At 64.2% G+C, this 15,800-nt stretch carries 13 protein-coding genes; 5 read left to right on the forward strand and 8 right to left on the reverse strand.

All coding sequences use genetic code 11. The annotated features are described in order from the left end of the window. Positions 1-252: 252 nt before the first annotated feature. From D0T11_RS16945 to D0T11_RS16955, 3 genes are all read right to left on the reverse strand, one after another. Entirely contained in the window at positions 253-1,977 is a 1,725-nt protein-coding gene (locus D0T11_RS16945; protein ID WP_119656994.1) for a glucose-6-phosphate isomerase, read from the reverse strand. Between the two features lie 153 nt (positions 1,978-2,130). Further along, positions 2,131-2,367 (reverse strand): hypothetical protein, encoded by a 237-nt coding sequence (locus D0T11_RS16950; RefSeq protein WP_119656995.1) that lies wholly within the window; start codon positions 2,365-2,367, stop codon positions 2,131-2,133. A 30-nt stretch (positions 2,368-2,397) separates the two neighbouring features. After that, positions 2,398-2,595, reverse strand: coding sequence for a hypothetical protein (locus tag D0T11_RS16955; protein WP_147374700.1), 198 nt, complete (start codon positions 2,593-2,595; stop codon positions 2,398-2,400). A 503-nt stretch (positions 2,596-3,098) separates the two neighbouring features. Between D0T11_RS16955 and D0T11_RS16960 the strand changes: the two genes are divergently transcribed. From D0T11_RS16960 to D0T11_RS16975, 4 genes are all read left to right on the forward strand, one after another. After that, positions 3,099-3,992 carry an alpha/beta fold hydrolase gene (locus tag D0T11_RS16960; protein WP_119656997.1) on the forward strand — a complete coding sequence of 298 codons (894 nt, stop codon included), beginning with the start codon at positions 3,099-3,101 and terminating at the stop codon, positions 3,990-3,992. Positions 3,993-4,161: 169 nt separating this feature from the next. Beyond that, complete coding sequence (locus D0T11_RS16965; RefSeq protein ID WP_220473745.1) at positions 4,162-4,995, forward strand: phosphatase PAP2 family protein; 834 nt, start codon at positions 4,162-4,164, stop codon at positions 4,993-4,995. Between the two features lie 32 nt (positions 4,996-5,027). Then, positions 5,028-5,741, forward strand: a complete 714-nt coding sequence (locus D0T11_RS16970; protein ID WP_119656998.1) for a phosphatase PAP2 family protein — start codon at positions 5,028-5,030, stop codon at positions 5,739-5,741. 96 nt (positions 5,742-5,837) lie between these two features. Next, entirely contained in the window at positions 5,838-6,254 is a 417-nt protein-coding gene (locus D0T11_RS16975) for an EamA family transporter (RefSeq protein ID WP_119656999.1), read from the forward strand. A gap of 20 nt (positions 6,255-6,274) precedes the next feature. On the opposite strand, the gene D0T11_RS16980 is transcribed toward D0T11_RS16975, so the two are convergent. The 5 genes from D0T11_RS16980 to D0T11_RS17000 form a co-directional block, all read right to left on the reverse strand. Further along, complete coding sequence (locus D0T11_RS16980; RefSeq protein WP_119657000.1) at positions 6,275-7,234, reverse strand: alpha/beta fold hydrolase; 960 nt, start codon at positions 7,232-7,234, stop codon at positions 6,275-6,277. A 172-nt stretch (positions 7,235-7,406) separates the two neighbouring features. Further along, entirely contained in the window at positions 7,407-8,924 is a 1,518-nt protein-coding gene (locus D0T11_RS16985; RefSeq protein WP_119657001.1) for a flavin-containing monooxygenase, read from the reverse strand. 155 nt (positions 8,925-9,079) lie between these two features. Beyond that, positions 9,080-12,184 carry an efflux RND transporter permease subunit gene (locus D0T11_RS16990; RefSeq protein ID WP_119657002.1) on the reverse strand — a complete coding sequence of 1,035 codons (3,105 nt, stop codon included), beginning with the start codon at positions 12,182-12,184 and terminating at the stop codon, positions 9,080-9,082. Between the two features lie 182 nt (positions 12,185-12,366). Continuing rightward, the gene (locus D0T11_RS16995) at positions 12,367-13,299 is read right to left on the reverse strand and encodes an efflux RND transporter periplasmic adaptor subunit (RefSeq protein ID WP_119657003.1); all 933 of its coding nucleotides are present in this window, start codon (positions 13,297-13,299) and stop codon (positions 12,367-12,369) included. Positions 13,300-13,423: 124 nt separating this feature from the next. Beyond that, a complete protein-coding gene (locus tag D0T11_RS17000) occupies positions 13,424-14,719 on the reverse strand; it encodes a TolC family protein (protein WP_182888465.1) in 1,296 nt (431 codons plus the stop codon). 210 nt (positions 14,720-14,929) lie between these two features. Between D0T11_RS17000 and D0T11_RS17005 the strand changes: the two genes are divergently transcribed. Continuing rightward, positions 14,930-15,673, forward strand: coding sequence for a COG4705 family protein (locus D0T11_RS17005; protein ID WP_119657005.1), 744 nt, complete (start codon positions 14,930-14,932; stop codon positions 15,671-15,673). Positions 15,674-15,800 lie beyond the last annotated feature (127 nt).

Genomic DNA, 15,800 nt, shown 5'->3' on the forward strand with positions numbered 1-15,800 from the left:
AACCTGACTTCACGGTTCACGAAACGGCTCCCCACAAGCCCTGGTCCACCTGGCTGTTCCTTACCCATGTCTTTCCTTGATTTCCTGGGATAGTTCAAAAAATGTTTTGGGCCGATGCTTCTCGCTTACAAAGTGGCAAACCGTATAGGTAACCGCATCAGAAAACGTCCTTCCAGCAATAGGGTTGGAAGGACGTTTGATTTTTGGGCAAGCCGTGTACAAAGTGAGGCTTTGTTCGTGGTGGTGGGCAGGTTACGTCAACGCTTTCTTCAGGGCCGTCAGCAGCCGTTCCATGCCGGCCTGCTCGCCGCCCGCGCCGAGGTGGACGCGTAAGGTGCGGCGGTGGTAGTCCTGGAGGGCTTGCAGGTCGCCGGCGGCCTGGGCGTTCTGGAGAGTGCCGAAGGTGTAGGTCCGGCCGGGCAGGGGTAGGKCGKGGGGGTGGTCGGTGGTGATTTGCAGAAACAGGCCGTTGTCGGGGCCACCCTTATGGTACTGGCCGGTAGAGTGCAGAAAGCGGGGGCCGTAACCTGCGGCCGTGGCCAGGTGCAGGCGTTGCTGCACGAGGGCGCGCAACCCATCGAGCGTGGTATTCAGGGCCGGCGTTTCCATCAGGTAGGCCTGAAGGCAGAGGAAATCGTTGGCCTTGGCCTGCCCAAAAAAGGTGCCCAGCACTTCGGCGGCACTGCTGCCGGTTACGTCGGCGTAGTAATCGAGGCCGTCCTCGCTGACCACCGGGGTGCTGGTCTGGGGCAGCTGGCCTTCAGTTTCCACCACCTGCATGAGCTGGTTGGTGGCCGTTTTGGCGGCCTGCACGTTGGGCTGGTCGAAGGGGTTGATGCCGAACACGGCGCTGGCCACGGCCGTAGCCACTTCCCAACGGAAGAACTCAGCTCCGAGGTCCAGCGGGTCGTGGAGCAGAATGGTGATAACGGGGTGGCCGGCGGCTTGCAGGGCGGCCACCTGGCGGCGGTTATCCTCGTCGGGCTGGCTTTGGTAGCCCACGTACACAAACACGCGGTCGGAGCCGTACACGGCCGGGCTGCCCAGCGGGTCGCCGGCTACGGGCAGAATGCCCTTGCCCTGCTTGCCAGTGCTTTCGGCAATGAGCTGCTCCAGCCACAGGCCCAGGTCGCTGAGGTCGGCGGGGACCACGAGCGTGAGTTTGTCACGGCCCTGTTCGGCCAGCACACCCAGGGCGGTGCCCAGCTCCAGGCCGGGGTTGTGGTCCACGGGGCCTTCCGCGCCGGTAGCGCGCATCATGACCTGGGCGCGTTCGAGCAGGGTTTTGATGTCGATGCCATAGAGGGCGGCGGGCACCAGGCCGAAGTAGGAGAGGGCCGAGAAGCGGCCGCCCACCTCGCTAAAGTTCAGGAAGATACGCCGGTAGCCCTCGGCCGTAGCCTGGGTTACAAACTGGGAGCCGGGGTCGGTAATGGCCACGAAGTTTTCGCCGGCCTTGTCGCCTTTCAGCTCTTTCAGGCGGGCGTAAAAGTAGTCGCCAAACGCCAGCGGCTCGGCCGTAGTACCCGATTTGCTGGCCACCACGAACAGGGTTTCGGCCAGGGGGACGGCCTGTTCAATCTCGCGCACCGAGCCGGGGTTGGTGGTATCGAGCACCGACAGGGGCAGGCCTTTGGCCAAATGCTCAAAGGCCTGGCGGAATACGATAGGCGTCATGGAACTGCCGCCCATGCCCATCACCACCACGTGGCGGAAGCCGGCGTCCTTCACCTCCTGCACAAACTGCTCCATCTCGGCCACGGCCGGCAGCATGGTGTCTACCACGCGCAGCCAGCCCATAAAGCTGCGGATGCTCTGCTGGCCTTCGGCGTCGGAAACCCAGAGGTCGGCTTGTTTCTGCCAGAAGCCGGCGGTGAAGTTGCGGTTACGGAAATCCTGGAGTTTGCTGTCGACGGCAGTCTGATACGAGCCGAGCTGCAGGGTCATGGTCGGCAGGGAAGCGGAAGAAGTAGCCATAGGAGTTAATTCGCAAAGTGACGGTGGAAAGCCCGGCCCCGGACCTGGCCGGCGAGCGTGCCGCAATGCCAACCGGCCCGGAAGCGGTGGGCCGGGCAAAGGTAGAGAAGTCGTTACATACGCGCGGCGGGGGCCGCGGTAGGTGTCCCGGGCCTAGCGGGAGCGGTAATTGGGGAGCGGAATAGGAGTAGCAGCCCACTCCCGCTCCAGCCCGGCCTGCACCGGCGCGTCGTGGTGCAGCAGCCAGTCGAGGGCCCCGGCGGACTCGTTGAAAAACTGAACATCGTACTGAATAAAGTGCTGACCGGCCCGCAGCAGGCTTTCCACCACCATGTAGTTGTAATGACTGCCGGCCGGCAATACCAGGGCCAGCTGCCGGATAGCGGGCACCGATACGCGCCCCAGCCAGTTGGCGGCCAGTCAGAACTGCTCGTCCAGCCCCAGGCTGGGCAACCCGTGCAAATCAATCAGTACCGAGGCCACGGTGTGCTGTTCGACCAGCTGGGCCACAGCATTCATACTGATCTGGAAACGTGCCAGGCCCGGAACCGGCCGATACCACTGAAAGCGGAGCAGGAAAGAATCCGAGGCGTACTGAGCCTGAATATTGTGAAGCATGAGCAACATGGGCAAGCTGGCGCAGAAGGCAGAAGGAAAGCCGAAGCGAGACGGGCCGCTACGTACGGCAAGCCGTTCTGAATCAGGGCAAACGCATGAACAGGAAGCCCTGGCGTTTCTGATGAGTGAGGGCACTTTTGCGCAATCCATTCTTAGGCTCGCTCCTTCCTGAAGGGCCTTCAAACGCGGCAAATGTATTCGACGATTTGTTCATGCGTTTGCCCTGGTTCTGAATCGGATTTTGAAAATTTTCGTAAGAAATACAGCAACAACGTTTCTGTTACGCTGATATGGTGCTTATAACAGTTTGTTTTGGCTTTTACTAATGACAGATACCCGCTTAAGTTCAGTGAAGAAGAAATAATACACTTGGCCGTCGCCGGCCCTGCTACCAGCGAACTGGCAGCCGAAATGCTCAACATAGCCACTTTAGTAGTCGGCGCCGGCGCATTTCCCCTCTTCTGACGCGGGAGTTGGGGCGTAATGCCGGATATTTGGGGCGCATGACGACTACCCGCACCCTCGCCCCATCGCCTGTAACGGCTCCTGTTCCACCCGGCCTGAACCTGCTGCGCCTCAAGCTCCGGCTGATGGCGGCCGTATCCACCGACTGGGCTTTCGGGTCGGCCTGGCGGCTGTTCACTACGCCCCGCCGCCTGCCCGAAAAGCACTGGGAAGCCCCGGCCCTGGCAGAAGCCCGGCAGTTTTTTGTGCCCATGCCGGCCGGCAACGTGGCGGCTTACGAGTGGAATGCTGCCGGCACCCGCACGGTGCTGCTGGTGCACGGCTGGGAGCACCGGGCCAGTTTCTGGGGCGTGCTGGCCCGGGAGCTGGCCGCCGCCGGGCTCCGGGTGGTGGCGCTCGATGGACCGGCCCACGGCGCTTCGTACGGCCACCGCCTGACGCTGCCCGCCTACGCCCGGGCCGTGCAGGCGGTAGCCGATGCGCTGGGCGACGTGTACGGGGTGGTGGCCCACTCGTTGGGCGGGGCGGCCACGGTGGGCGTGCCGGTGCGCTTTAATGAGGGGGCGGGCGGGCAACTTCCCCGGCTGGTGCTGCTGGCCGTGCCGGGCAGTACGGTGGCCGTAGCCCGCCGCTTCGCCGATATGCTGCAGCTGCCGCCCGCCGTGGAGGCCCGCATGAACCGCTATATCCGGGAGCAGCACGGCCGCGATGCCGAAAGCTTCAACCTCACCCGCGCCGGCCACCGCTTCCCGGCCGACCAGGCCCTGCTGCTCCACGATGACCAGGACGCCAGTATTCCGTTCGAAGAGGCCCGGGAAATTGCCGCCAGCTGGCCCGGTCTCGACTTCCGGGCTACCTCCGGCCTGGGCCACAACCAGATCATGCGCGACCCGGCTGTACTGGCTCGGATAGTAGCCTTTCTGGCCGAATAGCGACGGCCCGCTTCCGCCCAACCGGGCCGCCGAGCCCGGAGGCTCCGCAAGTGCCGTCTGTTTCAGATTGTCCACAGAATTGCCGGGTACCTTTCCCCCCTTTCGTTGCCGCGCCGGTACCGGCCCGGCAGTGCCTGATGCTCTCCGTCCCCTCAACCGCCCCGTTCCCTTGAGTAAGCCTTTTTTCGCTCGTCTGGCCCTGGTGCTTGCCCTAGGCAGCGCCTCGCTTTCCTCCGCCCTGGCCCAGGTGGTACCGTCGGCGGAAATCATGCCCGCCGACACCACGCACAAATTCGAAAATGTGGGGGGCATCCCGACGGTACTTAAAAAGCCCTGGTACCAGGGCAAGCTGGTGCGGGCCAGCATCGTGCCGGCGGTGCTCATTGGGTATGGGGCCTATACCTTCAACGGGGGCGGCTTTTACACCAACGAGCAGGCCAACCGCGACATCCATAAGCTCTTCCCGACTTACCGGAGCAAGCTGGATAATGTGCTGATTCTGGCCCCGTATGCCGAACTAGGGCTGGTGGCGTTGGCCGGCATCGAGTCGCGCGATGACCGGGTGAATACGTTGCTGGTTATTGCCAAATCGGAAGCCATTATGCTGGCCACGGTATTTGCCGTGAAGAATCTGACCCGCGAAACCCGGCCCGATGGCTCGGATAACCTCTCATTTCCGTCGGGCCACACCGCCCAGGCGTTCCTGGCGGCCAGTATCGTGCACACCGAGTTCCGCGACAAAAGCCAGTGGTACGGCATTGGAGCCTACACCATCGCCACCAGCGTGGCGGCCCTGCGCATGATCAATACCAAGCACTGGCAGAGCGACGTAGTGGCGGGCGCGGGTTTTGGCATTCTGTCGGCCCACTTGGGCTACCTTACGCACCGCAACCGCTGGGGCCGTAAGCCCCGCCTGCCCGAGGGCATGAGCTTCATGCCCACCTGGCTGCCGGGCCCTGGTGGTGGGGCCGGGGTTGGTTTTGCCTGGCACCCGCTGAAATAATCGTTTTCCGCTTTCCCACCGCCGTGATAAAGATGCTCATCACGCTCTATACCGACCTCCGCAAGGCCCTGCGCGGGCACGGGCATCTGGTGGCCGTGCTGCTGCTGGGCATTGGCCTGCCGTGGCTGATTTTCGTGAACGTGGCCGAGGATATCTGGGAAAGCGGCGGCTTCATCGGCGACCAGCCGATTCTGGAGTGGCTCCACGCCCACCAGAGTCCTGGCCTCGACCAGCTGGCCCTGGCCCTGACAACGGCCGGCGGCCCTACCGTAATGGCAGTGGCAGGGGTGGGCATTGGGCTGCTGCTGCTGTGGAAGCGAGAAAAGCGCACGGCGGCGGTGTTTTTCGGGCTTTCGGTGAGTGGGGCAATGGTGCTCAACGTGGGGGCCAAGCTGCTGTTCGGGCGGGCCCGGCCGGCGCTCTGGGAGTCTATTGCGCCGGCCAAATTCTACAGCTTCCCGAGCGGGCACGCCATGGGCACGGCGGCGCTGGCGGCGGCCCTGGCTTTTCTGATGTGGCGCACGCCCTGGCGCTGGCCGGTGGTGGTGCTGGGCACGCTGTTCGCGCTGGGCGTGGGCGTTTCGCGTAATTACCTGGGCGTGCATTACCCGTCCGATGTGCTGGCCGGCTGGTTTTGCTCGGTGGGCTGGGTGGCCTCGCTGCACGTATTCTTCTCCCCCGATCTGGCCCAGATCCGCATCTGGTGGCGGGAGGGGAGCCTTTCCGTTAAAAAGTTATTACGTTGAGAAGTGAGCGAACCGGGACCCGGCGTTCAACAACAGCATCAGCGCCACCTGGCGTCACGGGCTAACTTATAAACTTGCTCACTTCCCAACCAACGCATGTGGTGGATATACGCGTTACTCTCGGCCCTGTTCGCGGCCCTGACGGCCGTGCTGGCCAAAATCGGTATCAAAGGAGTCGACTCCAACCTGGCCACGGCGGTGCGCACGGCTGTGGTGCTGGTGCTGGCCTGGGGCATTGTGTATTTCCGGGGCGGGCTGGAAGGAATTCACGCCCTGACGCGCACCAACTGGCTGTTTCTGGTGCTCTCGGGCGTGGCCACGGGGCTGTCGTGGGTGTTCTACTTCCGGGCTTTGCAGCTGGGCAAAGTCTCGCAGGTGGCGCCCGTCGATAAGCTCAGCGTGGCGCTGGCCATCGGATTGTCGGTGTTGTTTCTGGGCGAAAAACTGACCCTGCACACCGGTATCGGGGCCGGCCTGATCATCATCGGTACCCTGGTACTGATCTGGGGGTGAAACGGGGAGTAATTCACTCCCTATTTCACCGCTTCACTCTCAGCCAGCGCTGTTTCGCGAATGAAGCGGGCTACTAGTTCGGGCTGGGTGATGGGCAGCATGTGGCCGCCTTCAATCAGCCGCAGAGTAGCGCCAGGAATATTTTCGGTTAACGCCTGGCCATTAAGCTGCCAGTCGAGCACGGCATCGTGGCGGCCGTAGAGCACCCGGACGGGCAGACGCAGGTCGGGGAAACGGGCGGTGAGCGTAGGCAGGTAGCTGGGCAGGAATTCCAGATCGGCAATGGTGGCCAGGAACTGGGCCGGCTGGAGGCTGAGCATGCCGCCGCCCCTGGTAGCGTAGTCGCGGGGTGGGGTTTCGGGGCGGAACAGGGCCTGCATCACCTGGGGGCTGCGGCGTATGGAAAGCGGGGTAGCTACTGTCCAGGCCACGAGCTGGCGCTTCCAGCGCGAGGGAATCAGCAGCCGCTGAAAAATGGCAGGCACCGTTTCGGGCAGCGCCGCGAGGGGGGAAATCAGGGCTAAGCCAGACACTAGTTTTGGGTGGTTGAGGGCCAGCGCCAGCACCACGGCCCCGCCCAAAGAGTGCCCCACCACCAGTGGCCGGCCCAGCTCCAGGCGGGTAATCAGCTCGGCCAGCGCATCGGCCTGACTAGCCAGATCGGAGCTGGCCAGCGCCGCGGAGTACCCCGACCCCGGCCGATCAACGACGACGACCCGAAAATCTTCCGCCAGCCGCTCAGCCACGGCGTAGTTGAACTGCCCCATCTGGCCACCCAGCCCGTGCACCAGCAGCAGCACCGGCCCCGCGCCTTGCTCGCGCACATGCAGACGGCCGTGAGGCAAGTCCACGAACGAGCCGCTGGGCGGCAGTGCAGCCCGCACCTTCCGGGCCGTGCGGTGGGTAAACAGGACTAATCCGGCCACAATGGCGCTGCTCAGGGCCAGCAGAGAGTAAGCAGTGTTTTTGAGTAGGTTCATGAAGTTGGTTTATAGATGTTCTAACGTTGGCCCCACCCCCGGCCCACCTCGCTCGATGCGCGACATCCTCCGGGAGAGGGGTGCCAGACGCGAGTTTGAGGTGTTACTGAACGCACCCCTCTCCCGGAGGATGTCGCGCATCGAGCGAGGTGGGCCGGGGGTGGGGTCAACGTCAGCTGGCCGACGTGGCCAGTTCACGTCCTGCCGGCTGCGGAGCCCCCGGCATTACGCCGGCGGGGCCCAATTGCAGGGTGCCGTCGTTGATGCGGGTGTAGCGGATGTTGAGCAGGTCCTTGAGGTAGTTCTGGTGCACGAACCAGGGGCGGCGCGAGCCCTGCTTGGGCAGCTCAGCGGTGGCCCGCTGCACGTAGCCGGAGGTGAAGTCGAGCAGGGGCTGGGGGTGCAGGTTGTCGCCGCCGTGAGGCACGGCAATGGCCAGGTGGCGGCGGTCCATGTAGCGCAGCAGGCGGCAGAAGTAGTTGGCCGTGAGGTCTACTTTCAGCGTCCAGGAGGCGTTGGTGTAGCCGAAGGCCATGATCAGGTTGGGTACGTCGCTGAGCATCATGCCCCGGTAGCTGATGGTATCAGCAGGGTGGCGCGGCTGGCCATCGATGGTGAGCGTGATGCCGCCCAGGATTTTGATTTTCAGGCCCGTGGCCAGTACCACGAGGTCGGCGGGTAGCTCGCGGCCCGATTTGAGGCGCAGGCCGGTGGGCGTGAAGTGGTCGATTTCGTCCGTCACTACCTCGGCCTGGCCCTTGCGCAGGGCCCGGAACAGGTCGCCGTCGGGCACCAGGCACACGCGCTGGTCCCAGGGGTTGTAGCGGGGCGTGAAGTGGGTATTCACGTCGTAATCGGGACCGAGCTGGCGCTTAGCCAGGCCCACGAGCTGCCGCTTGGCCTGGGCCGGACGGCGGCGGGCCAGCGTGTAGAGGCCGATTTGCACGAGCACGTTTTTCCAGCGCGTGAGCCGGTGGGCCAGACTGTTGGGCAGGTGGCGGTGCAGCCAGTTGGCAATTTTGTCGGCGGAAGGCTGCGAGACGATGAACGAGGGGGAGCGTTGCAGCATGGTGACGTGGGCGGCAGCTTTGGCCAGGGCCGGCACCAGCGTCACGGCCGTGGCCCCGCTGCCCAGCACCACCACCCGCTGGTTGTCGTAGTTCAGGCCCTCGGGCCAGAACTGGGGCTGCACGATGCGGCCCTGGAAATCGGCCTCGCCGGCGAAGGTGGGCCGGTGGGCTTCCTCGTAATTATAGTAGCCGCTGCACGCGTACAGAAACCGCGCCTTCAGCGTAACGCCAAGCCCGCCGTCGGCCTGCTCGGCTTCCACGGTCCAGCAGGCCTCCTGGCTGCTCCAGGCGGCGCTAACTACCTTATGACCGAAGCGAATGTGTTGCGTGATACCGCCCTCGTGGGCTGTTTCACGGATGTAGTCGAGGATGGCGGGGCCGTCGGCAATGGCTTTGGGGTTGGTCCAGGGCTTGAAGGAATAACCCAGCGTGTGCATGTCGGAATCGGAGCGCACACCGGGGTAGCGGAACAGGTCCCAGGTGCCCCCGATGGCCGCGCGGGCCTCCAGAATCAGGTAGGATTTGCCCGGGCAGCGCCGCTGGAGCACGTGGGCCGCCCCGATGCCGGAGAGGCCGGCCCCGACAATGAGTACGTCGAGCACATCGGTTTCAGTTTGCATACAGCGAAGAGGATAGTCAGATTCCAACGGACGTAAGGGGTAGATGGTTTTTTACGTCGTTTCCCGCGGAGGTCCGCGGAGGAAAAACGCAGAGGCACGCAGAGAACGACCTCCGCGAACCTCTGCGTTCCTCCTCTGCGCTCCTCTGCGGGAAATTACGCCTGAGCCACGTTCCGGTAGGCCAGCCGCAACAAACTCGGCAGCACCAGCAGCAGCAGAGGCAGGGCCAGCAGCAGGCCCCCGATAACAGCAATGGCCAGCGGCTGGTGCAGCTGCGCCCCGGCCCCGATGCCCAGGGCCAGCGGCAGCAGGGCGGCAATGGCGGCCAAAGCCGTCATCAGCTTGGGGCGCAGGCGGGCGGCAATGGCGTAGCCGATGGCCTGTTCTACGGGGGCATCCTGACGGGCTTCGTTGAACTGCTGGAAGGTGAAAATGGCGTTTTCCCCGATGATGCCGACCACCATAATCAGGCCGGTGTAGGAGCCCACGTTCAGGGGCGTGCCGGTGAAGTAGAGGGCCAGCGCCCCGCCCGCCGGCCCCAGCACGGCCACCAGCAGAATCAGGCCGGCCGCCTTCAGATCCTGGAACAGAAATAACCCCACCGCAAACACCAGCAAGCAGGCCGTGAGCAGAATCGTGAGCAACTCCTGAAACGACTGCTGCTGCTCGGCGTAGGACCCGCCGTACTGGATGAAGTAGCCGGGCGGCAGCGGCAGGTCGCGCTCCAGTTTCTGGCGAATTTCGCGCATGGCCGTGCCCAGGTCGCGGCCGTTGAGGCGGGCCGTCACGGCGGTCATGGCCTGCAGGTTCTCGCGCTCCAGCTCCGCGTCGCCGGCCGTTACGCGCACGGTGGCCAGCTCATCGAGGCGGCGGCGCTGGCCGCCGGGCAGGAAAATGGGCTGCTGGCGTACCTGGTCGAGGCTGGCGGTTTGGGCGCCGGGGTAGCGCAGCCGGATGTTGAGCAGCTGCTCGCCTTCGAGCACGTTGCCGGCCACCACGCCTTCGAGCTGGGTCTGGAGCTGGCTCTGAAAATCGAGGGCTGTGAGGCCGAACTGGGCCAGGCGGCGCGGGTCGGGCCGCACGTCGATGGCCGGACCCATGCGCACAATGCCGTCGAACACGTCGGCCGTGCCGCTGGTGCCCTCCACGATGCCGGCCACCTGCTCGGCCAGCTGGTAGCGGGTGCCGGTTTCGGGTCCGAAAACCTTGATTTCGATGGGCTGCACGGTGCTCATCAAGTCGCCCAGCATGTCGCCAATCACCTGCCCGAAGTCGATGGTGAGAGCCGGCTGGGTGGCCTCGATGCGCTGGCGGATGTCGTCGATGACTTCCTCGGTGGTGCGCTGGCGGTCGGTTTTGAGGCGGATGAGGTAGTCGCCGCGGTTGGGCTCGGTGATGAAAAAGCCCATCTGGGTGCCCGTGCGCCGCGAGTAGCTGGCCACCTCGGGCACCTGCACGATGAGCTTCTCGGCCTGACTCAGCATCTGGTCGGTCTGCTCCACGCTGGTGCCGGGCGGCGAGTTGTAGTCGAGCACAATGGCGCCCTCGTCCATCTCCGGCAGAAACCCCGTAGCCAACCGCGGCACCACGAACCAGAGCACCCCCATCAAGGCCAGCACCCCGACCACCGAGTAGGCAGGGTGGCGGATGACGGCGCGGACCCATTTCTTGGAGCTGTTAGCTTGTTGAGGAGAGCTGTTAGCCGTTAGCTGATAGCTATCAGCTTCGTTCTTGTTAATAGTGCCAGCAGCCTGTTCTTGAACGTCGCTAACAGCTAGCAGCTTTGAGCTAACAGCTCTTCCAGAAAGCAGCAGATACAGCACCGGCAACCCCAGCCAGGCCACGAAAAACGAGCAGATCAGGGCCACGACCATCGTGGTGGCCAGCACCTTGAAGTAGGCCCCGGCCACGCCACCGAGCAGCGCGAAGGGCAGGAAAATAACAATGGTGCTGAGCGAGGAGCCCACCAGGGCCGGCAGCAGGTGCTGGACCGAGCGGTTCACGACCTGGCCGGGCGTGTAGTCGGGGTGGTCTTCGCCCACGCGGTGCAGTTGCTCGACCATCACCACGGCGTCATCAATCATGAGGCCGATGGCGGCGGCCAGGGCACCCAGGGTCATGATGTTGAACGAGTAATCGAGGCCGAAGTAGAGCACGGCCAGCGTGAGGGCCAGGGCCAGCGGAATGGTGAGCAAAATGGTGAGCGAGGCCCGCCAGGAGCGCAGAAACAGGGCCGTGACCACCAGGGCCAGGGCCAGCCCGATCCAGAGCGAATCCTGGACCGAGCGCACCACTTCGCCCACAAAATCGGCCTGGTCGTAGTACGGCTTGAGGGTGATGCCCTTGGGCAGCCCGGCCTGGAGGGCGGCCACTTTGGCCGTCACGCCCTCCGACACCAGCACCACGTTGGCATCGGGCTGGCGGAGCACCGCAATCAGCACGGCGCTGTGGCCGTTGGCATTCACGCGGGTGTATTCCACCTGCTCGCCCAGCTGCACAGTGGCCACGTCGGCCAGGCGCACGATGCGGCGGCCGTCGTTGCGGAGCACCACGTTTTCGAGGTCCTGCTTGCTGCCGATGGTGGCGTCGGTAACCGTGAGGTAGAGGCGGCGGTAGTCGGCCAGGTAGCCGTTGCTCTGCACGAAATTGGTTTGGCCGAGCATCGTGCTTACGTCGGTGGGCGTGAGGCCCAGGGCGGCCAGCGCATCGGCCTGCAACTCCACCTGAAACTCCTTGGTGCGCCCGCCCTGCACCTGCACCGCCGACACCCCATCAACCTGCGACAAAAACGGCTTGATGGTGTACAGCGCCAGCCGCCGCAGTTCCAGGGCCGAGCGGCCGGGCGCTTCCAAGGTGTAGCCCATCACCGGCAGAATCGCCGGATTCATGCGCTCCACCGTGATTTGGGTGCCCGCCGGCAGGTCGGCCCGAATCTGGTTGAGCCGCGACTCAATGGTCTGCTGGCTGCGCACCACGTCTACGCCCCAGTCCAGAAACGCCGAAATCTCGCCGGAGCCCCGGCTGGTGGTCGAGCGCAGCAGCTTGAGGCCGGGCACCTGCTTCATGGCGTTTTCCAGCGGCTTGGTCACGGTCACCATCATGCGGTCGACGGGCTGCAGGCCGTTGTCGGCAATGACTTTCACCTTCGGAAACGTGACCTCGGGAAACAGCGCCACGTTGATGCGCCGGTAGGCCAGCGTGCCCAGGGCCAGCACCAGGGCCAGCACCACCGCAATCGGGGCCTTGTAGGTTTGGAACATGGAGTTCAGTCGGTGCACCTCACCCCCGGCCCCCTTTCCTCGGGGAGAGGGGGAGCCGAACGATTCGGACGGTTCGTTTTCGTCTGGTAAAAAATTGATGACTGATAGACATCAATCAAGAACTTAGTCGTCTGGCTCCCCCTCTCCTTTTTCGGAGAGGGGGCCGGGGGATGAGGCGTACATTAGGGCCCCACCTTCACCGCCGCCGTGTCGTCGAGCCCATAATTCCCCGTTACCAGAATTCGGTCCTGGGGCGAAAAGTGGGGGCTTTTGATTTCGATGCGGCCCTGCTGCTGCTCCTGGCCAGGCTGCACCGGGACTTTGATGGCGGTAGAGTCGTTGAGCAGGCGCATGATCCAGAAGCTGGTCTGGGTTTCGTCGGTGAGCACGGCCGAGCGGGGCAGGGTGGTGGCCAGGTAGGGCGCGGTTTTATCGAGCTCCACGGTCACGGTTACGTTTTCGGGCAGCTGGGGCGCGGGGCCGACGGTACGCACGGTGTAGCGCTGGACCTGGGCGGCGAGGTCGGCGGCGGGCAGCAGTTCGGCCACCCGGCCGGGCAGCACCCGGCCGTCGGGTAGCCGAATGCGGCAGCTTTGGCCGGTGCGCACGTAGCGCAACTGCGTCACGGGCACATCAAGCACGAAGCCGAAGCGCGTCTGGTCATACACCATGGCCAGCTGCTCGCCGTCCTGCACGTAGTCGCCGGCCAGCTTGTCTACCGTAGCCAACACCCCGCCCCGGGGGCTCGGAATGCGGATGATGCCGCTGAAGCGCAGCCGCGGGTCGCCGGTAATTTTATCGAGGCGCAGGGTGCGGGCCTCTTTGGTCTGGAGCGTGAACACCGTCTGGCCCGCCCGCACCACCTGGCCCGGCACGGGTGCCGGGGCCAGCACATAGCCCGTGGTGGTGGCCCGCAACACGTCCTTGGCCGGGTACGCCGACACGGCCCGCAGCTCCAGCACATCGGACACGGTATCGGTCTGCACCCGCCCTACCGTCACCACGGCCCGGGGTGTCACGGCCGCTTCGACGGCGGCCTCGTCGGCGGGCGCGGCCGGGTTGCAGCTGGCGAGCAGTAGGAGCGGCAGGGATATGTAAAGGAGGTGCTTGGTCATGGTTGATGTCGTTCGGCTGTGGTACCCCACCCCCGGCCCCTCCCCTCCGGGAGAGGGGTGCCAGACGTGAGTCATCGTTGAACGCACCCCTCTCCCGGAGGGGAGGGGCCGGGGGTGGGGTAGGCTATTCGCTCAGATAATCGAGTTGGTACAACACCCGGAGCCGGTCGGTTTCGGCTTGGGTGAGGCTGAACTGGAAGTTGCGGGTGCTGGTGATGAGCTGGATGTAGTCGAGGATGCTGAGGTCGCCGGTGGCCAGCTGCTGGCGGCTGGCGTCCACGAGGGCGTTGGCAATGCGCAGCTGCTCGCGCAGACTGGCTAGCAGCTGGGTGGTGGCTCGGAGCTGACCTTGCAGCTGGTCGTAGAGCTGCTGACGCTGAACCGTGAGGAAGGAGCGGTAGCCGCGCCGAGTCAGCTCGGCCACTTCCAGCCGCGAGTAGCCCAGCTGGCGCTGGTGGCCATCGAAAATGGGTACCGACACCTGCAGACCGCCACTGATGCCGAACCGCCGCTGAATGGAAATCAGCGAAGCCGATTGCAAGCCAATATCGGCCACGGCCTGGAGGCGGGGGCGGTAGCCCAGGTCGATGGCTTGGCGTTGTAGGCGAAGATTCAGGCTATCGAGGGTGTACTGGCGCTGGGTGATGGAGGTGAGGCCAGCCAGGGCATGGTGGGTGGGGGGCGCGGGCGCTTCGATGGGCCGCAGCACCGTATCGGCCACGCCGCAGAGGTAACGCAGCGTGCCCAACTCGCGACGGTAGGTGAGGCGGTTTTGCTGCACCGTCACTTCCTGGCTGCGCACCGAGAGATAGTACGACAGATATTGGGTTTGCTTGTAGAGCCCGGCATTCACGAGCTGGCGCAGCAATACGTCTTGCTGGTTGAGCTGGGTGAGAATCTCGCCGCTGAAAGCCAGTAACTGCTCGGCGGCGTAGGCCGTCAGGAACTGGTCGGTTACGCTGCGGCGCAGATCCAGGGTCGATAGGCGGCCGCTATTGCGCAGCGCCAAGCCCTGGTTTTCGAGGATGCGGTAGTCGTTGCGCAGCACATTGCCGTTGAGCAGCGGCTTGCTCACGCTGGCCACCGTGCCGTAGTTGCCGCCGTTGCTCACGGCCTCATCATAGCCAAAATTACGAGCGATGGGCGCGGCTACCGCCACCGCATTGCCGGCCACATAAGGCCGGTTCTGGGCCGCCCGGCGCAGACTGTCTACGCGGTTCTGAAGTACCTGCCCGCGTAAATCGCGCAGCAACGGGCTGTTCTGGCGGGCTGCCTCCAGAAATTCCTCCAAGCTATTGGGCGTGGCCGGGGTAGTCGGCTGCGCTACTACCGCAGGGGCCAGCAGCAGCAGCATGGGCAGCAGCCAACTCAGCAGCGGCCATCGGCCAACCAGGCAGAAATCGAGCAATACAGAACGCAAGGGCAGGGTTAGTTGGATTCTGTAAAGGTGGATGACAATTCTGAAGCAAATCTGAGCCGGCCGGCCGGGCATAATGCGGGCGGATAAGTGGCTGGTTTCTACGCACGGGCCGTCCAAACAACCGAAACCGACGGCCCCGCCAGACGTCCGACAGATTTGCTTCAGACCCGGGTTCTAGGTTCGGGAGATTTTTCTCTTGTCTTGCTCCGTATGAAGAAGCTGCCCGAAATTACCCTGCTGTTTTGGATCATGAAAATCTGCGCCACCACGCTCGGCGAAACGGCCGGCGACCTGCTGGCCCAGACCCTGAACGTCGGTTACGCGGTCAGCTCCATTATTCTGCTCGGCATCTTCCTCGTTACGCTAGTGGGCCAACTGGCGGCCCGGCGCTACATCCCGGCCCTCTACTGGGCCGTTATTCTGGCCACCAGCACGGCCGGCACCACCATGTCGGACTACATGGACCGCACCCTGGGGCTGGGCTACGCCACCGGGGCGCTCATTCTGGTCACTATTCTGGCCGTGATTCTGGGCGCGTGGTGGCTGAGCGAAAAGTCATTGTCGGTGACCGATGTGCAGTCGCGCCGGGCCGAGCTGTTTTACTGGACGGCCATCCTGTTCTCCAACACCCTCGGCACCGCCCTCGGCGACTACCTGGCCGACGATTCGGGCCTGGGTTTCGCGGGCGGCGCGCTGCTGATTGGCTCGCTGCTGGCCGTGGTGGTGCTGGCCCACTATTTCACCCGTGTTTCGGCGGTGTTGCTGTTCTGGGTGGCCTTCGTGCTCACCCGCCCGTTCGGGGCCACGGTGGGCGATTTGCTCACCAAGGACACCAGTAAAAACGGCCTCGGCTTCGGCACCGTGGGCTCCTCGCTCATCCTGTTCGCCGTGCTGGTCGGGCTGGTGGTGTACACCACTATTCAACTGCGCCGGCCCCGGCTGCACACCGCCTGATTATTGGTACAGCACGTCATTCTCCGCGCTGCTGAGCATGACGTGCTGGGGGCTTTTTCGCCCTTCACCATTCCACTTCCCCAAATTTCCTTCAGATTTGCACTGTTCCTTCGGAGCCGGTCTGCGC

Source organism: Hymenobacter rubripertinctus, from assembly GCF_003583925.1.
GTDB lineage: Bacteria > Bacteroidota > Bacteroidia > Cytophagales > Hymenobacteraceae > Hymenobacter > Hymenobacter rubripertinctus.